Source organism: Rhodococcus sp. P3_B8 (assembly GCF_056402775.1).
Genome location: NZ_JBFUGT010000046.1, coordinates 19997 through 40541, shown reverse-complemented (window position 1 = coordinate 40541; position 20545 = coordinate 19997). Strand labels below are relative to the sequence as shown.

Annotated in this window: 19 protein-coding genes and 1 pseudogene; 11 read left to right on the top strand and 9 right to left on the bottom strand. The window is 66.1% G+C overall.

Features of this window, described 5'->3' with window-relative positions:
* The 4 genes and pseudogenes from AC1D1G_RS17600 to AC1D1G_RS17585 all read right to left on the bottom strand — a co-directional run.
* Nucleotides 1-915, bottom strand: a 915-nt coding sequence (locus AC1D1G_RS17600) for an acyl-CoA dehydrogenase family protein (protein WP_477953035.1), incomplete at its 3' end; no start/stop codon positions are given.
* 369 nt (nucleotides 916-1284) lie between these two features.
* Nucleotides 1285-1491 (bottom strand): annotated as a pseudogene (locus tag AC1D1G_RS17595) (recombinase family protein); the annotation flags it as partial.
* Between the two features lie 33 nt (nucleotides 1492-1524).
* Nucleotides 1525-1701 (bottom strand): RraA family protein, encoded by a 177-nt coding sequence (locus tag AC1D1G_RS17590; RefSeq protein WP_477953034.1) that lies wholly within the window; start codon nucleotides 1699-1701, stop codon nucleotides 1525-1527.
* Nucleotides 1702-1881: 180 nt separating this feature from the next.
* Nucleotides 1882-2457, bottom strand: a complete 576-nt coding sequence (locus AC1D1G_RS17585) for a TetR/AcrR family transcriptional regulator (protein WP_477953033.1) — start codon at nucleotides 2455-2457, stop codon at nucleotides 1882-1884.
* Nucleotides 2458-2565: 108 nt separating this feature from the next.
* Between AC1D1G_RS17585 and AC1D1G_RS17580 the strand changes: the two genes are divergently transcribed.
* From AC1D1G_RS17580 to AC1D1G_RS17540, 9 genes are all read left to right on the top strand, one after another.
* The gene (locus AC1D1G_RS17580) at nucleotides 2566-3084 is read left to right on the top strand and encodes a Zn-ribbon domain-containing OB-fold protein (RefSeq protein WP_317571425.1); all 519 of its coding nucleotides are present in this window, start codon (nucleotides 2566-2568) and stop codon (nucleotides 3082-3084) included.
* Nucleotides 3081-4220 carry a thiolase C-terminal domain-containing protein gene (locus AC1D1G_RS17575; protein WP_477953032.1) on the top strand — a complete coding sequence of 380 codons (1140 nt, stop codon included), beginning with the start codon at nucleotides 3081-3083 and terminating at the stop codon, nucleotides 4218-4220. The genes AC1D1G_RS17580 and AC1D1G_RS17575 overlap by 4 nt, the downstream gene beginning before the upstream one ends.
* A 21-nt stretch (nucleotides 4221-4241) precedes the next feature.
* Nucleotides 4242-5834: an AMP-binding protein gene (locus tag AC1D1G_RS17570; RefSeq protein ID WP_477953031.1), complete on the top strand. Its 1593-nt coding sequence runs from the start codon at nucleotides 4242-4244 to the stop codon at nucleotides 5832-5834.
* Between the two features lie 13 nt (nucleotides 5835-5847).
* A complete protein-coding gene (locus AC1D1G_RS17565) occupies nucleotides 5848-6996 on the top strand; it encodes an acyl-CoA dehydrogenase family protein (protein ID WP_317571422.1) in 1149 nt (382 codons plus the stop codon).
* A 23-nt stretch (nucleotides 6997-7019) separates the two neighbouring features.
* The gene (locus AC1D1G_RS17560; protein ID WP_317571421.1) at nucleotides 7020-7775 is read left to right on the top strand and encodes an SDR family NAD(P)-dependent oxidoreductase; all 756 of its coding nucleotides are present in this window, start codon (nucleotides 7020-7022) and stop codon (nucleotides 7773-7775) included.
* Between the two features lie 14 nt (nucleotides 7776-7789).
* Entirely contained in the window at nucleotides 7790-8554 is a 765-nt protein-coding gene (locus tag AC1D1G_RS17555; protein WP_317571420.1) for a crotonase/enoyl-CoA hydratase family protein, read from the top strand.
* A 5-nt stretch (nucleotides 8555-8559) separates the two neighbouring features.
* Entirely contained in the window at nucleotides 8560-9696 is a 1137-nt protein-coding gene (locus tag AC1D1G_RS17550) for a CaiB/BaiF CoA transferase family protein (protein ID WP_317571419.1), read from the top strand.
* Nucleotides 9697-9792: 96 nt separating this feature from the next.
* Nucleotides 9793-10959: a CaiB/BaiF CoA transferase family protein gene (locus AC1D1G_RS17545; RefSeq protein WP_317571418.1), complete on the top strand. Its 1167-nt coding sequence runs from the start codon at nucleotides 9793-9795 to the stop codon at nucleotides 10957-10959.
* 181 nt (nucleotides 10960-11140) lie between these two features.
* Nucleotides 11141-12466: an MFS transporter gene (locus AC1D1G_RS17540; protein ID WP_317571417.1), complete on the top strand. Its 1326-nt coding sequence runs from the start codon at nucleotides 11141-11143 to the stop codon at nucleotides 12464-12466.
* Between the two features lie 231 nt (nucleotides 12467-12697).
* Here the strand turns inward: AC1D1G_RS17540 and AC1D1G_RS17535 are convergent, their stop codons facing one another.
* The 4 genes from AC1D1G_RS17535 to AC1D1G_RS17520 form a co-directional block, all read right to left on the bottom strand.
* Nucleotides 12698-12955: a DUF1214 domain-containing protein gene (locus AC1D1G_RS17535; protein WP_317571416.1), complete on the bottom strand. Its 258-nt coding sequence runs from the start codon at nucleotides 12953-12955 to the stop codon at nucleotides 12698-12700.
* Between the two features lie 389 nt (nucleotides 12956-13344).
* Complete coding sequence (locus AC1D1G_RS17530) at nucleotides 13345-14106, bottom strand: SDR family NAD(P)-dependent oxidoreductase (protein WP_317612926.1); 762 nt, start codon at nucleotides 14104-14106, stop codon at nucleotides 13345-13347.
* Between the two features lie 48 nt (nucleotides 14107-14154).
* Nucleotides 14155-15336, bottom strand: coding sequence for an acetyl-CoA C-acetyltransferase (locus AC1D1G_RS17525; RefSeq protein ID WP_477953030.1), 1182 nt, complete (start codon nucleotides 15334-15336; stop codon nucleotides 14155-14157).
* Between the two features lie 32 nt (nucleotides 15337-15368).
* Nucleotides 15369-16511, bottom strand: a complete 1143-nt coding sequence (locus AC1D1G_RS17520) for an acyl-CoA dehydrogenase family protein (protein ID WP_016881871.1) — start codon at nucleotides 16509-16511, stop codon at nucleotides 15369-15371.
* Nucleotides 16512-16612: 101 nt separating this feature from the next.
* Here AC1D1G_RS17520 and AC1D1G_RS17515 point away from each other — a divergent pair, with 101 nt between their 5' ends.
* The gene (locus AC1D1G_RS17515) at nucleotides 16613-17197 is read left to right on the top strand and encodes a TetR/AcrR family transcriptional regulator (RefSeq protein ID WP_009476362.1); all 585 of its coding nucleotides are present in this window, start codon (nucleotides 16613-16615) and stop codon (nucleotides 17195-17197) included.
* Nucleotides 17198-17203: 6 nt separating this feature from the next.
* Here AC1D1G_RS17515 and AC1D1G_RS17510 read toward each other — a convergent pair whose 3' ends face one another.
* A complete protein-coding gene (locus AC1D1G_RS17510; RefSeq protein ID WP_283333243.1) occupies nucleotides 17204-19072 on the bottom strand; it encodes a helix-turn-helix domain-containing protein in 1869 nt (622 codons plus the stop codon).
* Between the two features lie 105 nt (nucleotides 19073-19177).
* Between AC1D1G_RS17510 and AC1D1G_RS17505 the strand changes: the two genes are divergently transcribed.
* On the top strand, nucleotides 19178-20545 hold the full coding sequence (locus tag AC1D1G_RS17505; protein ID WP_477953029.1) for an FAD-binding oxidoreductase: 1368 nt from the start codon (nucleotides 19178-19180) through the stop codon (nucleotides 20543-20545).

The following is a 20545-nucleotide window of genomic DNA, read 5'->3' as shown; positions in this document are numbered from 1 at the left end:
GTCGGCGGCCATCTTCGCGATCTTGAACCGCAGATGCTGGAAATCGGCCAACTCGTGCCCGAACTGCCGGCGGGTGTGCAGATACGCGATCGAATCCTCCAACGCACCCCGCGCCAGACCGATTGCCCGGGCCGCGGTATGCGCCCGCCCCACCTCCAGACCGGACACCGCCAGGTAGAAACCCTTACCCTCCGCACCGAGCATCGCCGTGGCGGGCACCCGGAAATCGTCGAACGAAAGCTCCCACGTGCTCCACCCGAAATACCCGATCTTGCGGATCTTCGTCCCACTGATCCCCTCCGGGAACCCGCCGCGCTGCTTGTCGATCAGGAACGCGCTGATCCCCCGGTGCGGYTTCGCCGGRTCCTTGTGCGGATCGGTSCGCGCRAACAGCACCAGGTAGTCGGCCTCGTCGGCGTACGTGCACCACATCTTGGTGCCGCTGATCACCCAMTCGTCRCCGTCGCGGGTCGCGCGGCACGAAATGTTCGCCACATCGGATCCGGCCTCGGCCTCCGACAGSGCATACGCGCCCAGGTACTCACCRCGCGCGACCTTCGGCAGCAACGCCGCCTCCTGCTCCGSGGTGAACCCGCCGCCCATCCCGTTGCCGCGGGCCAGCAAMCCCGACACGCTCATCCACGCCCGSGACAACTCCTCCGCGACCAGGCAGTACTCGAACACSCCGAGACCGAGACCGCCGTGCTCCTCGGGGATCATGATCCCGAAGAACCCGACCTCGGCCATCGCCTTCTTCACCGTGTCCGGGATGGTGCCGCGCACCGGGTCGAGTTCGTTGGCGACCGGAAGCACCTGCTTCATCGCGAAATCGCGAGCCAGGTCACGGATCGCCACCCGATCCTCGGTCAGATACCGCGGCGAGTCGGTACGCGGCTGTGACGGCCGGTGAGTCATAGGAGAACTCCTGCTCTACTCGAGGGGTGGGCGCTTGCGATTCGGCGCCGGTGCGGCACAGCGCTCACGAGCGTGGCGTGGACGCGTACCGATCGATTGGCCGTCATCGCAATGGATCCACAGACCACCATAATGTACGGCCATGATTGCGGCGTTATTCTCCTTCAAAAACAATATTTTCCATGGCATTTCCGGTAAGTATGTTGACAATCGAGAGCCCCGACTGCAATCTGGCCGTACAAATATTGCAGGTATCGCGAGGATGAGTCAAGGGCAAGCTGAACGAGGAAGAGACGTACCCGGCCGACTGGCGGTGTGCGGTATTCGAAAGGTGCGGTATTCCGCCACCCGTGGGGCGTGGGTCAGCCCACGACCGCGGGCCCGAGCGGCAGGCAGCCCGTCGCGGGTGTTGGCCACGATCAACTCACGCTGGAACTCGGCCAGGACCGACAGCATGCCGAACATCGCGCGGCCCTCGGCGGTGGCAGTGTCGATGCCCTGCGCGAGTACCTTCAGGCCGATGCCGCGCTCGCGTAGGTCGGCGCCCAGGGTGATCAGGTGCAGCTTCGACGTACCGAAACCGGCCGGGAAGTAGGCGTGCAGCGTCGATCACGACGACGCCGTCGCGTTCGACACGACGGTGTCGCCGTTGTGGACCACGGTGCCGGCGACGGTGTCCACCCGTTTGCCGATGATGCCCTCGTATGCCTTCGCCGTTCCTCGGATGGTCGACCCTTTGGCGAGGACCGAGAAGCCCATTGCAATGATCGCTTCGGCGTCACGCACGCACCATTGATGATCAGGCAGCCGATGCCGACCCCGAGGTTGCCGCGGTGAGGGCATCGCCCCAGGACGTCCGCCTCGGCGAATCCTTCAGCGTTGGAGACGATGTCACTGAGGCAGGTGTGCTGCGGGCGGCGAGCATCAGGGTGTCTGCCGGGCCGGAGGCGTTGCGTGTCAGGAGTCTTACACGATGCCCTCGCGGCACAGTTGAGCAAAGGCTTTCATGACATCGCTCTTGGATGCGCCGATCTTGGCCAGTATTTCGGGATCGCGTAGACGTTTGATCACCGCGTCGATGATCTCCGCGATGAGGGCAGGGGAGCCACTACGCAGTTCACCGGTGTCCATTGCGGTGCGGATCATTTCTTCGAGGGCACTGACGGCCATGTCTTGATGTCGGTCGTAGAGATGGCGGGTCGGTAGATATTCTTCGACGTCCCTGAGGAACGTGGGACTGATGTCCATGTTGCGGTCGACCGAGGCGGACAGGTACGCCTGGATCTTGTCGTGCACGTCGTCGACCTTTGACGCCCGGCTGCGGGCGTCCTTCCCCATGCGGTTGTAGAAACGGTCCACAACGACCAGGACGAGCTCTTCCTTGCTGGCCGCCACGGTGTACAGCGTGCGCCGCGACGAACGTGTCCGACTCGCCATTTCGCTGATCGTTAGATGCCGGAATCCTTCTGCCAGGAACAAACTTTCGAGGTCGTTCAGCAACGCGACCTGCCGAGTGGTCCAGCGCTCACGAATGTCCGGCATGATCCTCGTTTCCTGAGGGATGGACGAACTCTCGTCCACGCCTGGCTGTCGACATTATCGGACGCCCTGAACTGCCCGACTGCTTGACACGATACCAGAAGGTAGACCATGATCGACGAAACAGTACCAATCTGGTCAGTTAAGCAGGCAATTCTCCGGTGCCACGTCTCACGCTGGCGCCGCGCCATTCACCACAAACGACGAGGTTCACCCATGCCCGTGAAGGACATACCTATCCCGACTCCCGTCACTCAGCCCTACTGGGACGCACTGGATCGACATGAGCTGATGATTCAACGGTGCGCACAGTGCAGCGCCGCCAATTTCTATCCGCGTTTGGCCTGTCCATCCTGCGGATCTCGGCGTATCGACTGGGTACGAGCGAGTGGTCGCGCCAGCCTGCACTCGTATGTGATCAATCATGTGCCCGCACCCGGGTTCGAGGACGAGGTGCCCTACGTCATCGCCATCGTGCAGCTCGAAGAAGGGCCCCGGATGATGACGAACCTGCGGGAGGTTGTGATCGCACCCGAGGCATTGCCCCTGGACATGGCGCTCGAGGTGACATTCGAGGGCTGCGGCGGTCGCACCTTGCCGATGTTCCGGCCGGCCGGGACTGCGGCATGAAGCCGGGAACTGTCGCTGTCGTGGGGGCCGCGGAGACCGAACTCGGTGCCCTGCCGCACATGTCGGAGTCGGATCTGCATGTGGACGCAGCTCTGCGTGCGCTCGATGACGCAGGTTTGACCCTCGCCGACGTCGACGGAGTGACCAGCGCGGTGCATTCGCCCGTCGACATCGCCCACCAGCTCGGCATCCGCCCGAACTGGTTCGACGGAACCTCCGTCGGAGGCTGCTCGTTCCTCGTCCACGTCGCGCATGCGGCGGAGGCGATCGCTGCAGGCCACGCCCAGACGGTCCTGGTCTTGCACGGTGAGTCGCGACGATCGGCGGTCGGGCGGGCACCGCGCGGTCATACCGCCGACTCCGCATTCGGTCAATTCGAGGCACCGTTCGGTGTCTACGGACCACCGACGTTGTTCACCCTGCCGTTCCTGCGCTACATGCACGAGACCGGAACGACCGCCGATCAGCTCGCAGCGGTACCCGCGCGGCAGAGCGAATGGGCGCACGGGAATCCGCGTGCCAGCAGGAACTCGCGATTCACCGTGCAGGACGTCCTGGACTCCCGAATGATCGCCTATCCGTTTCACAAGCTCGAGTGCTGCGTGGTCACCGACGGCGGCGGGGCGCTCGTGGTGACGAGTGCGGAGAGGGCCCGGGACCTGAGACAGCAACCGGTGTACCTGCTCGGATCAGGCCAGGCCGCAGACAGTCCACTGGTCTCGCAAATGCCCGACCTGACCAGGGCGGAGGCGTTCGAGCGCTCCTCACGGTCCGCATTCGTCGAAGCCGGGATCCACCGTACGGACATCGACCACCTCATGCTCTACGACGCCTTCGCGCATCTACCGATCTACGGTCTCGAGGCGCTCGGGTTCGTCGGCCGAGGTGAGGCCGGTGCGTTCATCGCCGAAGGCAACACCGCCCCCGGCGGCCAGCTGCCAGTCAATACGAATGGTGGCGGTCTGTGCTACACGCACACCGGTATGTACGGCATGTTCGCAATTCAGGAATCGGTGCGTCAGCTGCGCAAACAGGCGTACGCGCAGGTTGCGGACGTCGAACTCAGTGTCGTGCAGGGTGTCGGTCACTTCTTCACCGAGGCCGCCACGCTCGTTTTGTCCAATCAGCTCCCGTGAGCTCGCCCGAAGGAGAGTGATATGAATCCCGAATCTCGTCCCGAACCGAATGTGCTAGAGCCACTGGGCTTTTACGATTACGCCACAGCGATGCCCGACAAGATCGCATTGGTCATCGACGAGGACAACACCGAGGTCAGCTACAGCGAGCTCGGCGCCCAAGTCAATCAGCTGTCCCGTGCGCTGCTCGAGCTCGGTCTCGTCCGCGGTCAGACTGTCGCCGCCGTGCTGGGCAACAGCCGGGAGATGTTGGCATTGCAACTGGCCACCGACCAGATCGGGCTGTATCTCACGCCGATCAACTGGCACCTCACGCCCGACGAGGCTGCGTACATTTTGGCCGACTGTGGCGCCGAGTTCGTGGTTACGAACCTGTCCTTCGCCACCGATATACAGCGCGCACGCAGTATCGCGGGTATGCCCGCCGGCAGCATCCTGGTGTTCGGGGCCTTCCCGGACTCGCTGAATCTGGAGGAACTGAGCACTCGCCAACCGGTGAGTCCACCGCCCAACCGCAGTAGCGGCATGCTGCAGCTGTACAGCTCAGGAACGACCGGGCGACCGAAAGGGATCCGCCGTCCGCTACCGGATGGGACACCGGACGCCGCCAGCAGGGCGGTATCGCGCGGGCGGGCCGAACGCTTCGGCATCGAGCCTGGTTCCGGTGCGCACTTGGTCGTCGCTCCGCTCTATCACTCCGCGCCCAACATGAACGCGATCGGCGGGTTGCATCTCGGGCACACGGTGGTGCTCGCCGGCCGATTCGACCCGGTACGAACACTCGAACTCATCGAACACCACCGCGTCACCACCTCATTCATGGTGCCGCTGATGTTCCACCGCCTCCTCTCAGTTGATGATGCCGAGCGCGATCGGTTCGACATCTCCAGCCTGCAGGCCGTGATGCACTCCGGTGCTCCGTGCCCGATCCATGTCAAGAAGGCGATCATCGACTGGTTCGGCCCCGCCGTGTATGAGTACTACGGTTCCTCCGAAACCGGCATCGCCACGGTCATCGATTCACACCAGTGGGTGGCCCGCCCGGGGTCGGTCGGCAGACCCGCCGCCGGGATCGAGATCAAAATCTTCGGTGCCGACGGTACCGAACAGCCTGCCGGGCAACCAGGCGAAATTTTCGTCAAGGGCGGCACTGCCTTCCGCTACCGAGGCAAGGAAGCGGAGACGGCGGCTCAGTGGCGCGGTGAGTTCTACTCCGCCGGCGACGTCGGCTACCTCGACCCCGACGGTTACCTGTTCATGCAGGACCGCCGCACCGACCTGATCATCTCCGGTGGCGTGAACATCTACCCGGCCGAAGTGGAAGCCGCGCTCATCTCCGAACCGACGGTGGCCGATGTCGCCGTCATCGGTGCACCGGACCCCGAGTGGGGCCAGAAGGTGATGGCGGTGGTGCAACTGGTGGCCGGAGAGCCCGGCAACGACACCACGATTACGCGCCTGCTCGAGCACAGCCGCTCCCACCTGGCGAAGTTCAAAATTCCACGCGATTTCGTGTTCTGGGACGAGCTCCCCCGCACCCCGACCGGCAAGATCAGCCGCTCCAGCATCCGGGCAGCGGTCCTCGGCGAACTGACTACCAGCTCCCCCACCTGACAAGGACAACATAGTGCGACGCAGAATCTACGGCGACGAACACGAGGCGTTTCGCCGGACCATCCGCTCGTTCATCGAGCACGAGGTCGTTCCACACTATGCCGAGTGGGAGGCCGATGGGGCACCTCCGAAGAGCTTCTACCGCAGACTCGGTGAACTCGGTATCCCCGGCATCCAGGTACCCGAGAAGTGGGGCGGCGGCGGGATCGACAGCCTGAAATTCAGTGCCGTCCTCGCCGAGGAGACAGCACGGGCGGCGGTCACCTTCGGTGCGCTGCGAGTCCACACCGACATCGTCCTGCCCTACCTGCTCGAGTACGCAACCACCGAACAGCTCGACACCTGGATGCCCGGAATCGTCAGCGGCGAATGCATGACCTCGATTGCCATGACCGAACCCGGTACCGGCTCCGACCTCGCGAACATCCGTACCACCGCGCGGCTGCAGGGCGACCACTACATCCTCAACGGCGCAAAGACATTCATCACCGGCGGTGCGAACGCGGGCCTCGTCCTCGTCGTGTGCCGGACGTCGCCGCCGACCGAGACCAATCGCCGCTCCGGCCTTTCGATCCTGCTCGTCGACGCGGCCAGTTCCGGCTTCACCGTCGGCCGCCATCTGGACAAGATCGGCGTGCGTGCGCAGGATACGGTCGAACTCGCCTTCACCGACGTCGTCGTCACCGCGGATCGCCTCCTCGGCGAGGAGGGACGCGCGTTCGAGTACCTGACCCACAACCTCGCTCAGGAACGGCTGTCCATCGCAGTCGGGGCCTACGCGGCTGCGGCCGCCGCAGTCCGGATGGCCAAGGACTACGTTGCGGGCCGCACCGTGTTCGGGAAGCCGCTCTCGAGCTTCCAGAACACCAAATTCGTCCTCGCCGAGTGCCACACCGAAGTACTCGCCGCGCAGGCGCTGGTCGACCAATGCCTCGAACTGCACGACGCCGGGGAACTCTCCCCGGCCGACGCCGCCGCCGCGAAACTGTTCTGCACCGAGGCCCAGGGTCGAGTGGTCGACAAGTGCCTGCAGTTGCACGGCGGCTACGGATATGTCCTCGAGTATCCGATCGCCCGTCTGTATGCCGATGCCCGGGTGACCCGAATCTTCGGCGGCACCAGCGAAGTACTCAAGACCGTAATCAGCAAATCCATCGCGTAACACACCGAAAGAGATATCTGCACATGAAGATCGACAACTCTGTATGTGTCGTGACCGGCGGCGCAAGCGGTCTGGGGGCGGCCACCGTACACCGGCTCGCCGCCGCCGGCGCGACCGTCGTCGCCGCCGACATCGCCCCGCCGGAAGCGGCAGGACACAATGGTCACCGGGTGCACTACGTGACCGCGGACGTCACGTCCGAGGACGACATGACGCGGGTATTCGACACCGCAGAAGAATTCGGCCCGGTCCGCGCCCTCGTGCACTGCCCCGGTCGGGGGCTGCCCAAGCGCCTGCTCAACCGCAACCACGAACCCTTCCCACTGCACGAATTCCAACAGGTCACCCAGCTGAACCTGTTCGGAACCTTCAACGCACTGCGCCTCGCATCCGCCCGGATGGCCGGCAACGACGAGGTCGACGGTGAACGCGGCGCCATCGTGATGACCGCATCGGTCGCGGCGTTCGAGGGCCAGATCGGGCAGATCGCCTACACCGCATCGAAGGCTGCGATCGTCGGAATGACCCTGTGCGCTGCCCGCGACCTCGCCGACTTCCGAATCCGGGTCAACACCATCGCACCCGGCACCTTCGACACCCCACTGCTGGCGCGTCTGTCCGAGGACGTCAAGTCGAGTCTTGCAGCGTCCGTGCCCAACCCACCCCGACTGGGCGATCCCACCGAGTACGCCGACCTCGCCGCGACCATGCTCACCAACGGTTACCTCAACGGCGAGGTGGTCCGCCTCGACGGCGCCATCCGCATGGCACCCCGCTGACAGGAGACGCATTCATGTCCGACATCGTCACCCTCGACGTCAACGACGGCGTCGCCGTCATCACCCTCAACCGCCCCGAGGTACGTAACGCCGCCAACGCTGCACTCGCAGCCGATGTTGCGGCCGCAGTCGACGAAATCGACGCACGCGCCGACGTCCGGGTCACCGTCCTGACCGGATCCGGTGGGACTTTCTGCTCCGGAATGGACCTCAAGGCGTTCCTCGACGGCGAACGCGCTTCACTGCCGGGCCGCGGTTTCGCCGGCTTCACCGACCAGCCACCGAAGACACCAACCATTGCCGCGGTCGAAGGTGCTGCCGTCGCCGGAGGCTGCGAACTCGTCCTCGCCTGCGACATGGTCGTCGCCGCCGAGAACGCCAAATTCGGTGTGCCAGAGGTCAAACGTGGACTCGTCGCAGTCGGGGGCGCGCTGCTGCGACTACCCCAGCGCATTCCGTACCAGCTCGCAATGGAACTCATCCTCACCGGTGACCTGATGGACGCTCCCACCGCGCACACGGCCGGCCTGGTCAACCACCTGACCGCTCCAGGCACTGCCCTCGACGCCGCCTTGCGGCTCGCACACAAAATCGCCGCCAACGGACCCCTCGCGCTCAAAGCGAGCAAGGAAATCATGCAACGCGCACCGCGGTGGTCGCCCGACGAGGCCTACGACCAGCAGCGGGCAATCGCACAGACAGCATTCGAATCCCAGGACGCAAAGGAAGGCGCACGTGCCTTCGCCGAGAAACGCCAGCCCGTCTGGCAGGGAGTGTGACCCACATGCAGACCTCAGGACCCCTGGCAGGAACCCGCATTCTCGAGATCGGCGGCATCGGCCCGACACCGTTCGCCGGCATGATGCTCGCCGATCTCGGCGCCGACGTCATTCGCATCGACCGTCCAGGCCAGCCAGGCCACCCAGTGCTCAACCGAAACCGCAGATCAATCGTGATCGATCTCAAACAGCCGCGCGGCGTCGAACTCGTGACGACCCTCGCGGCACACTGCGACGCGGCCATCGAGGGTTACCGGCCCGGCGTCGCGGAGCGTCTCGGTGTAGGACCCGACGCCCTGCTCACAGCCAATCCTGCACTCGTCTACGGGCGAATGACCGGCTGGGGACAGGACGGTCCCCTGGCACAGGCACCCGGACACGACATCAACTACATCGCACTCAGCGGTGCACTGCACGCGATCGGGCCCGCCGACGGTGACCCTGTTGTTCCACTGAACCTCATCGGGGACTTCGGTGGCGGCGGAATGCTCCTCGCCTTCGGCGTAGTGAGCGCGCTGGTGCAGGCGAAAATGAGCGGCACCGGGCAAGTGGTCGACGCCGCAATGGTCGACGGCAGCGCCCTACTGATGGCCATGACCTACGGCTTCCTCGGTCAGGGTCGCTGGCAGGACCGGCGCGGGGTGAACCGTCTCGATGGCGGCGCACCCTGGTACCGGGTGTATCGCTGCGCCGACGACGAGCATCTGGCCGTGGGCTGCGTCGAACCACAGTTCTATGACCACATGCTTGGGGTTCTCGGACTCACCGACGACTCGGACTTCGCCAACCAGAACGATGTCGAACAGTGGCCGCGGATGCACAAGCGCCTCGAAGAGCTGTTCCGCACCCGGTCGCGCGACGCATGGGCCCGGCTATTCGATGGCCAGGAAGCATGTGTCACGCCCGTACTCTCGATGCGCGAAGCGCTCGAGCACCCCCACAATCTGGCGCGCCGCACCTTCACCCGCGACGCGGCGGGGATCTCGCAGCCGATGCCCGGACCGCGGTTCAGCATGACCCCGCCAGCGCATCCGCGGCCGGCGCCGACGGTCGGTGCCCAGACCCGCGAAGTCCTCGTCGACAGCGGTCTCGACTCCACTGCGATCGACGACCTGCTGCTGGCGGGGGTGATCAGCGCATGACGATGCGATCTCCCACACCCCGGATCGTTACCCGGTATGCCTGCGATAAGGACGGCGGTCTCACTGCCAGTCCGCCGGACAAGGGTCGGTGACGTCGTGAATGCCCTCGCGGACCTCACCGTGGTATCCCTCGAGCAGGCGGTGGCCGCGCCGTTCGCGACGCGTCAACTGGCCGATCTCGGTGCCCGCGTCATCAAGATCGAACGTCCTGGAGCGGGAGATTTCGCACGGCACTACGACACGGCCGTCCACGGCACATCGAGCTACTTTGCCTGGTTGAACCGGGGCAAACAGAGCGCCGCGCTCGACGTGAAGCAGCCCGCGGACCTCGCACTGGTCAAACGCATGATCGCGAACGCCGATATCTTCGTTCAGAACCTGGCGCCCGGCGCGGCCGCGCGTCTCGGGCTCGACGCCGACACACTTCGAGCGGATCATCCAGACCTGATTGTCTGCTCGATCTCGGGATATGGGCCGGGCGGACCCTACAGCGGCAAGAAGGCCTACGACCTGCTCGTCCAGTGCGAGACCGGACTGCTGTCGGTGACGGGCACCGCAGAGGAACCGGTCAAGGTCGGCATCTCCATCGCGGACATCGCCACGGGGATGTACGCCTTCAGCGGCATCCTCACAGCCCTCTACGAGCGCCAACGCACCGGAGACGGAACCGCACTCGAAGTCGCGATGATCGATGCGCTGGGCGAATGGATGAGCCAGCCCTACCTCTACAGCGAGTACGCCGGCGCGCCGCTGCCGCGGACAGGTCCTCGGCACTTCTCGATCGCACCCTACGGGCCGTACCGAACCGGCGGCAACGCAACAGTTTTCATCGGAGTGCAGAACGACCGCGAGTGGGCGGTGTTCTGCGAACGGGTCCTGGTGAATCCGGCGTTGGCATCCGATGAACGATTCGTGACCAATTCCGAGCGCGTCGTACACAACGCGCAGCTGACCCAACTCATCGAAGAGGCCCTCGCGCAGTACGACGCCGACGAGGTCACCGCGGCACTCGAGGAAATCGGGATCGCGAACGCCCGGCTACGCACGATGGGTGAGTTCGCGCACCATCCGCAATTGGTGGCACGCGACCGCTGGCGCACCGTCGAATCAGCCGGCGGTCCGGTCCGCAGCCTCCTGCCGCCGGTCGTCGTCGCCGGCAGCCGAGAAGCAGTGATGGGCGGTATTCCTGTCCTCGGACAACACACCGCGGACCTGCGTGAGGAGTTCGCGGTCACCGAACCCGTCCCGACCGCGGGCCGGTGACCGTCCCCATGCCCGGGTCTCGGCCCGGGCAATGACCTGCCGCTACACCGACAGCCACGAAAACAACTCTCTACCTCAATCACGCCGATCCGATGCCCCGTCGGGCGCTGTCAACTACAGCGTTCCCGGCAGTGATTGCAAAGCCCACCGAGCGATCGCAACCCGAGAGGACCAGTAGAAAATGAGTACCGGAACCTTCAAGAAAGCGGCGGTGCGGGTGATCGAGCCCGGCGCCGAATCCCGCCGTACCGCATGGGGCCTGACCTCCCTGCTCGTTCTGCTCTACATCGTCAACTACGGCGACAAGGTGGTCTTGGGCATCATCGCCCAGCCGTTGGCGGAGGAATTGGGACTGCGCTCGTCCCAAATCGGCCTCGTCGGCAGCCTGTTCTTCCTCACCTTCACTATCGGTGGGTTCTTCGCCGGCGCTCTCAACCGGTGGTTGACTCTGCGATGGGCACTCGTCCTGCTCGCGCTGGGATGGTCGGTGGTGATGTTGCCCATGGTCATCACCGCGACGTTCGCAGTCCTGCTAGTGAGTCGATTGGTGCTGGGCCTCGCCGAGGGGCCCACGTCCGCGCTGCTGCACACTGCCGCATATTCCTGGCATCCCCCGACGCGGCGCGCCCTGCCCGGCGCGTTGCTTGCCGGCTCCGCCTCGGTGGCGAAGATCGCGGTGGCTCCGCTCCTGGCCTACGTCACCGTCACAATGGGGTGGCGAAGCGCGCTGGTAGCCCTTTCCATCGCAGGTGTCGCATGGTGTGTCGTGTGGGTGGCCCTGTGGCGACAAGGCCCGTACGTCGGAAGCAACAAGAAGGACGAGGCCGTGCAGGACGCAGCGTCGGCCGAGTCGGCTGAACCGACCATCCCGTGGGTTCGGATCTTCACCACCCGGACCTTCGTCAGCGGCGTATTTCTGGTGATGAGTTGCTACGCCATGTCCTCTGTCATCCTCACCTGGTTGCCGTCCTACTTCGAGGTAGGCCTCGGCTACAGTCGACTGCAGGCCGGATCCATGTTCGCCTTCCCCAGCATCACCGGGTTGATCCTGATGCTGCTGACGTCGACGATCGGTGACCGTCTCATCACCCGAGGCGTGTCAAGCCGTCTCATCCGCATCGTGCTCCCAGCTACCGGCGTATTGTTCTGCGGTGCTTTCCTTCTCGTCCTGCCAGCCATCGATTCCCCCGCCCTGGCGGTGCTCGTCGTCTCGCTCGGCTACGGATTCGCATCGCCGGTCTTCCCGATGCTCAACGCTGCGATCTCGGAGATCTGTCCGCCGCGCCAGACCGCGGGAACGATGGGGGTGTTTTTGGCGATCATGGCGATCGGCGGCCTCATCGCCCCCTACGGGACCGGGCTCATCGTCGACGCCGCGAGCACACCAGCGGCAGGCTACGCGACCTCCTTCCAGGTCCTCGGTGTCGTCGCCGCGCTGTGCGCACTGCTCGCCGTTCTGCTCGCGAACCCGGAACGGGACAAAGCGAAAGTCCGCAGCACCCAATAGGTTGCAGCCCGCGCATCGACCTGGTGGTCGGGGTTCTGGATTCCGCTCGGTTTCTGCCTTACAGAGGCTCCACCCATCTTTTAGCGCTTGAAATGGGGATGTCACCGCGGCATGGGGCTATCGGGGTTCGTGCTGGCCAGCGAGTTCTCCGGTAAGGGACCACGCTGTCGGGACGAGCCGGTGGGATTCGACATACCCGGTGGCGGAAGGTGCGTTCTGTCAGTGGCCTGGTCAGGCTATCTGGATGGGGGGCAGGTGGTAGCTACCGTCCAGGACGGGTGCGAGTGGGGCGTAGAAGCGCATCGTGGTGTTGAACGACCCGGCGGGCGCGGGGAGCCAGTTCGCCGCCTCGGCCGGGTCCTCGGGTCGGGTGTGGCGCAGGTGAATCGTCAGCGAGCCATCGGAGTTGGGTCGAAGACCGTCCGTGGTGCTGCCGATCGAGAACCGGCCGATGTCGTTGGCGACGAACAGCATATCCTCGGCGTACATCGTGCTCGGCTCCCTCGACTCGGCCCAGGTGCGAAGACTCCTGGACGAATCGGCAATCGCGTTCGCCGAACAACGCACTGTCCGTGCATGTGCGGACCATCCGCAACTTCATGGCCAGGGACCGTTGGGAAGGCGTTGCGACACCGGAAGGCGTCGTCCGAACACTGATCCCCCCGGTCACGTTCGCCGGGACACGGCCGCTACTGAAGCCCGTCCCGGCATGGGGAGAGCGCACCGCGGAGATCATCGACTGGCTGGCCTCGGCACCGCGTTCACGCGTTCGCTGAATTCAAGTCAGCTCCAGCGCAGGTCATCCGTGCCGAGGACGTCTTCCCCGCACTCGAGTCCAACCCGTCAGGTGGTGACGGATCGTACCGGTGTCGGGTCGCCTACCTGGGACCCATGCGGATGGCTCCGTCGAGGCGGATGGTTTCGCCGTTGAGCATGGCGTTGTCGATGATGTGCGCGGCGAGGGCGGCGTATTCGGCAGCCTTGCCGAGCCGGGAGGGGTGCGGCACCTGCTGTCCGAGGGACTTCTGGGCCTCCTCGGGAAGCCCGGCCATCATGGGCGTTTCGAAGATTCCGGGTGCGATGGTGACGACGCGGATGAGGTGGCGGGCCAGTTCGCGGGCGATCGGCAGTGTCATGGCGGCGACGCCGCCCTTCGACGCCGCGTAGGCGGGCTGACCGATCTGGCCGTCGAATGCGGCGACGGAGGCGGTGTCGATGATGACGCCGCGTTCCCCATCGACGGGTTCGGTCTGGGCGATCTTCTCGGCGGCGAGGCGGAGGACGTTGAACGTGCCGACGAGGTTGATGCGGACGACGCGTTCGAAGTCCGCGAGGGGAAGGGCGCCGGCCTTGCCGAGAACCTTGCCGGGCGTGGCGATTCCGGCGCAGTTGACCACCACGCGAAGGTCGCCGAGCGACGCGGCGAAGTCGATCGCGGACGTGACGTCACCGGCGGAGGTGACGTCGGCGGCCGTGAAGTAGGCGCCCTTCCCGATCTCCTTGGCGGCCACTTCCCCGTCGGACGACGGGAGGTCGAGCAGCACGACCTGGGCGCCGCGCTCGTGCAGGGCCCGGGCGGTGGCGTTGCCGAGTCCGGATGCTCCGCCGGTGACGACAGCGACGGCTCCATCGATCTTCACAAAGTTCTCCTCGAATAGGTTTGCGGCAGTGGTGGGTAAGCGGGGTTGTCAGGGGACGCGCAGGATCAGGGCGTCGCCCTGTCCGCCGCCGCCGCACAGGGCGACGGCGCCGGTGCCGCCGCCGCGGCGCTGCAACTCGAGCGCGAGGTGCAGGGTGATGCGGGCGCCGGACATGCCGATCGGGTGACCGAGGGCGATCGCACCGCCGTTGACGTTGACCCGGTCGGGGTCGACGCCGAGTTCGCGGGTGGAGGCGATCCCGACCGCCGCGAACGCCTCGTTGATCTCGATCAGATCCAGCTCGGCGGGCGCGATACCGGCTGCATCACAGGCTTTCGCGATGGCACCGGACGGCTGGAACTGCAGACCCGAATCCGGTCCGGCGACCATGCCGTGCTCGCCGATCTCGGCCAGCCAGGTCAGTCCCTCGGCCTCGGCGCGTTCCTTGCTCATCACCACCACGGCGGCGGCGCCGTCGTTGATCGTCGACGCGTTCCCCGCGGTGACTGTGCCGCCGTCGCGGAACGCGCCACGCAACCGCGCCAGGGTTTCGGGCGTGGTGTCGGGGCGGATGCCTTCGTCGCGGCGCAGCCAGGTGCTCTCACCGCGGCGGGCGGGGATCTCGACCGGGACGACCTCGTCGTCGAAGATCCCGTTGTCCCAGGCCTTGGCGGCCAGCTGGTGGGAGCGGGCCGCGAACGCGTCCTGGTCCTCGCGGGCGATGACGTCGCTGTCGTTGCCGGCCTCGGTGAGCAGCCCCATCGGCTGATCGGTGAACGCGTCGTGCAACCCGTCGAGGGCCATGTGGTCGACGAGGGTGACGTCGCCGTACTTGAAACCGCCGCGTGAACCGGGCAGCAGGTGCGGTGCCTGGCTCATCGACTCCATGCCGCCGGCGACGATCACGTCGAATGCGCCGGACCGGATGAACTGGTCGGCGAGGATGATCGACTCGACCCCCGACAGGCAGACCTTGTTGATGTTCAGCGACGGGGTGCTCATCGGGATGCCGGCCTTCGCGGCGGCCTGACGGGCGGGCATCTGCCCGGCGCCGGCGGTGAGGACCTGACCCATGATGACGTACTGCACCTGGTCCGGGGCCACACCGGCCTTGCCGAGCGCCGCGTCGATGGCGATTCCGCCGAGGTCGGCGCCGGAGAACCCGGCGAGCGAACCCTGCAGCCGGCCGATCGGGGTGCGGGCGCCTGCGACGATCACAGAGGTGGGCATATCAGGAGGAGCCTTTCTCGGGGGTGGGTACGTCAGTTCGCGGCGAGGGTACGGCTGATGACCAGGCGCTGAATCTGGTTGGTGCCCTCGAAGATCTGCGTGATCTTCGCTTCCCGCATGTACCGCTCGACGCGGAAGTCGCGGGTGTAGCCGTAGCCGCCGAGCACCTGGACGGCGTCGGTGGTGACCTTCATGGCGGCATCGGTGGCGACGAGCTTGGCGACCGACGCGTTGCGGGAGTACGGCAGGCCGGCGTCGCGGCGGCGGGCCGCGTCGATGTAGGTGGCGCGCGCGGAGTCGACGGCCGCCGCCATGTCGGCGAGCAGGAAGCCGAGCCCCTGGTGGTCGATGATCTTCTTGCCGAACGCAGTCCGTTCCTGGGCGTAGGCGACGGCCTCGTCGAGGGCGGCCTGCGCGAGACCGACAGCGACGGCGGCGATGCCCAGGCGGCCGGAATCGAGTGCGCTGAACGCGATCTGCAGACCCTGGCCTTCCGCGCCGATACGTCGTTCCGCGGGCACGAAGGCGTCGTCGTAGTGCGCGGACGTCGTCGGCACGGCGTGCAGGCCCATCTTCTCCTCGGGCTTGCCGAACGTCAGGCCCTCGGTGTCCTTGGGGACCAGGAAGCAGGAGATCCCCTTCGATCCCTCACCGGTGCGGGCGAAGAGGTTGTAGAAATCGGCGATGCCGCCGTGGGTGATCCACGCCTTCGCGCCGTTGACGACGTACCCGCCGTCGGTTGCGGAGGCCTTGCAGGTCAGTGCGGCGGCGTCGGATCCGGCCTGCGGCTCGGACAGGCTGTAGGCGCCGATGGTGTTGCCGCCGAGCATCTCCGGGAGCCACTGCTGCTTCTGCTCGTCCGTGCCGAACGCCATCAGCGGGTGGCAGGCGAGGCTGTGGACGCTGACCGCGACCGCGACCGATGCCCAGCGGGCGGCGATCTCCTCGAGCACCTGCAGGTACACCTCGTACGGCTGCGCGCCGCCGCCCCACTCCTCCGGGTACGGCAGGCTCAGCAGTCCGGCCTCGCCGAGGGTGGCGAACACGCCTTCGGGGTAGGTCTCCGCCTTCTCGTGCTCGTCGACGATCGGCGTCAGGACCTTGTCGGCGACGTCACGCGTGAGCTGGATCAGGTCACGGGCTTCGTCAGTAGGCAGCAAGCGATCGACGGCCACGGTTTCTCCTCGAGAAGGCTACGGAAAACAGTACTGGATTACGCCCCAGGGTACTGATTGCGAAATAGTACTGCAAGGCATCGCCCAGTACTATTTCTGTCATGGAGCAGCCCACCCGAACCGGTTTCGCCACCCGACGGCGCACCCAGCTCTTCGACGCCCTCGTCGACCTGATCCTGGTCGAGGGGTTCGCCCACCTGACGCTCGACGAGATCGCGAACCGGCTGCGCTGTTCGAAGTCGACGCTGTACACCCTCGCCGGCAGCAAGGAACAGCTGGTCCGGGCCGCCACCGTGCACTTCTTCCGCCGCGCGACCGACGACGTCGAGTCGCACATCGAGCCGATCACCGGGGCCCGCGAGCGGATCACCGCCTATCTGTCGGCCGTGGGCACCGCACTGTCGGCCGCGTCCGACCAGTTCATGACCGACCTCGACGCCTTCCCGCCGGCACGGGAGGTGTACGAACGGAACACGCAGTTCGCGGCCGGCCGGGTCCAGGAGTTGATCACCGAAGGCGTCGCCGGCGGGGACTTCCGCGACGTGCACGCCGCCTTCGCCGCCGACCTCGCCGCCACCATGATGGTCCGCATCCAGCAGCGCGGGGTCCGCGACAGCACCGGGCTCGACGACGCGCACGCCTACGCCGAACTCGCCGCCATCCTCACGGGCGGCATCAGCGCCTGAACCGTGTCACCGAGTTCGTGCGCCGAGTAGTTCCGCGGTTCTCCGCAACCGCATCAGCACCTGCAGATCGAGAGCCTTGTCGGGGTCGCGCCAGTCCGGGCCGAGGAGGCGGTCGATCGCGTCGAGACGCTGGTAGAGGGTGTTGACGTGCACGCCGAGACTCGACGCGGTCGCCGAATGGTGACGGCCGTGAGCCAGATACTCGGACAGTGTTTCCAGCAGTGGCACTCCGCGTTTGGCCTGCTCGGCCATCAGCGGGCCCAGTTGCGCCTCGGTGAGCTCGTCGAGGTGCTCACGCGCCATGTGGCTCAGCAGGATCCGGTAGATGCCCAGACCGCGCGCGGACGAGACCTCGCCTGCGCGTCCCAATGTGTCGAGCACATCGACGGTCTGCTGGGCTTCGACGTAGGCGCGCGCGAGCGCCTTCGCGCCACGCGCGGGCTCCGCGATACCGATCGTCGCGCCGAGCCGTCCGGCGGTGAACACCGCCTGGGCGGAGGCCGAATTTTTGGCGGGCACGACCGCCAGGGCGCGGGAGCCATGCTCCGCTGCAACGGTTCCCGAGGGGAAGGGCAATGTCCCGAGAGCGGTGCGGACCGTGTCCTGGCCCGCGGCGATCGCCACGGCGACGCAGTACGTCGTGTCGGGGTTGAGTCCGGCCAACCGCAGTTGGCGGCGCTCGTCCTGTGCGGTGGCGGCGGGATGGGTCAGGAGGTCGACGAGAAACGCATCCCGTGCGCGACGCGTCGCCTCCCCCGCCGCACGTTCCTCGGCGAGCGACAGTGCGATCGCGGGTGCCGCGCGTTCGAGCAGGAGGCGAGTGGTCGGCTGCCCGGCTCCCACGGACAGGAGCGCGCCGAGCATCTCGCCGGCAGCCGCGACACGCTGCGCGATCACCTCGCCGCGTTCGGCGTGGTCGTTGCCGCCCGCGCGCAGCTCACGGACCGCCGCCGACACCTCGTCGGCGTGCGGCATCAGGTCCACGGGCAACTCGGATTCGTCCTGCACGAAATAGGCCGGTTGCCGGGAGAGTTGGGCGACCTCCTGCACCAGACGCTGCACCCCGGCGCCGAGCAGCACCACCTGAGTCAGCGTCCGATCCCATTGCAGTATCTGTTCGAGCTCGGTTGTGCGCTGCGATAATTCGGCGTTCACCGATTCGAGCCGTGCGATGGTGTCTCGCTCACGTTCCAACGAGCGAACGTTCTCGATCGCGATCGCCGCATGGGCTGCCAGCGCCGACAACAGCGCGATCTCGGATTCGGTGAACGCCCGCTCCTGACGCTTGCACGCGAACAGGGCACCGATGACGCGGTCGGCGACGCGCAGGGGCACCCCGAGCAGGCCGCGCATGTTCTCCGACCGCGCTGCGCTGTCGGCTCCGGTGATGTGCCGGAACGCCGGTTCGCTCTGGTAGTCGGGCGTCCACTCCGGCGCGGACCTGCGGACGATCAGGCCCACGAGTCCTTCGTCCAGGGACAACCGGATTCCGACGAGGTTCGGGGTCAGGGCCCCGCTGGTGACCTCGATGACGAATTCCTCGTCGTAGACCGACCCCATGTAGGCGAGATCCACACCGAGCAGTTGCCGCGCCTGATCGACCACTTCCTGCAGCAACACCCGGTCGTAGCGGACGGTCGTCAATCGGGCGGCGATGTCGTTGAGCGCCGCCAACTCCCTACTGCGCTGTTGGCGCTGGTCGAGCTGCGCCCGGAGCCGAAGTGCGGCGTTGGCTTCGCGTTCGACCGCGGCCCTGTCGGACGCGTCGGATTCCTCGATCAACGTGCGCCGGAGGGCATCGAGTTCGTCGATGGGTGCGTCGTCGAGCAGCAGTTCCATCCAGCCGCGATCGGCAGTACTCACTGGTGCCTCCATCCATGGATTCCTGGATTTGATAGATGAAATCTACATTGGCCGAGATGCAGATCACAGCTAGATTCGAGACATCACCTTCTCGCCCGCAAAGGACCGGTTTTCGCCATGTTGATCGATGCAGTGTTGGCATCCCTCCCCGCGGATCGCGTCGTGCGCGACCCCGACGTCGTCGCGAAGTACCAGCACGACGAAGCCGAGTGGGCGCCGTACGCCGCTCCACTCGCGGTCGTCAGGCCCCGAACGGCCCTCGAAGTCCAGGCTGTCGTGCGCGCCTGCCTCGACCACGACACCGCCGTCGTCACCCGGGGCGCCGGGACCGGTCTGTCCGGCGGAGCGAACGCCACCGACGGCTGCGTCGTCCTCGCCCTCGAGGGCATGAACGCGATCAAGGAAATCGATCCGCTCGAGCGGTATGCCGTCGTCGAGCCCGGCGTGGTGAACGACCATCTCCGCGCCGCGTGCGCCGAACACGGACTCTGGTATCCGCCGGATCCGGCCAGTTCACCGTGGTCGACGATCGGAGGGAACGTTGCCACCAACGCGGGCGGACTGTGCTGCGTCAAGTACGGCGTCACCCGTGACTACGTGCTCGGCATGCAGATCGTCACCGGCACCGGTGACCTCGTGCGCCTCGGCCGCAAGACCGCCAAGGGTGTGGCCGGTTACGATCTGGCGGGTCTCATGGTCGGGTCCGAGGGAACGCTCGGCGTCATCACCGAAATCACCGTCAAGCTGCGTCCACTCCAGGACCCGCAGCGCACGGTGGCCGGCTACTTCGACTCCATCGTCGACGCGGGCCGGGCCGTCAGCGCGGTGGCCGCTGCGGGGCTCACCCCGTCGGCGCTCGAACTGGTGGACAAGCAGTGCCTCATCGCCGTCGACGCGTGGAAGAAAATGGGACTGTCGGTGGAGGCGAACGTCGTTCTGCTCGGCCGAATCGACACCGCGGGAGTCGTCGGCGACCAGGAAGCGGAGAAGATGCTGTCGTGCTTCGAGGAAGCCGGAGCCACCTGGTCTGCCGTCTCCACCGACCAGGAGGAAGCCGACGCGTTGTTCGCTGCGCGTCGTCTGGCCTACCCCGCGATGGAGCGGCTCGGACCGGTCCTCACCGAAGACGTGTGCGTGCCGAAACGGGCTGTCCCCGAGATGCTTGCGCGCATCGAACAGATCGGTATCGACCACGGGACCACCATCGCCAACATCGCACACGCCGGCGACGGAAACCTGCACCCACTCCTCATCACACCGCGCGACGACGAGGCCGCCCGCGCCCGCGCGCAGGCCGCGTTCGCGGACATCATCGACGCGGCACTGGAACTCGGCGGCACGGTCACCGGCGAGCACGGTGTCGGTCTACTGAAGATGGACGGCCTCGCCCAGGAACTCGATCCGGTCGTCCTGGACATGCATCGATCGGTGAAGAACGCCCTCGACCCACGCGGAATCATGAACCCGGGCAAAATCTTCGAGTAG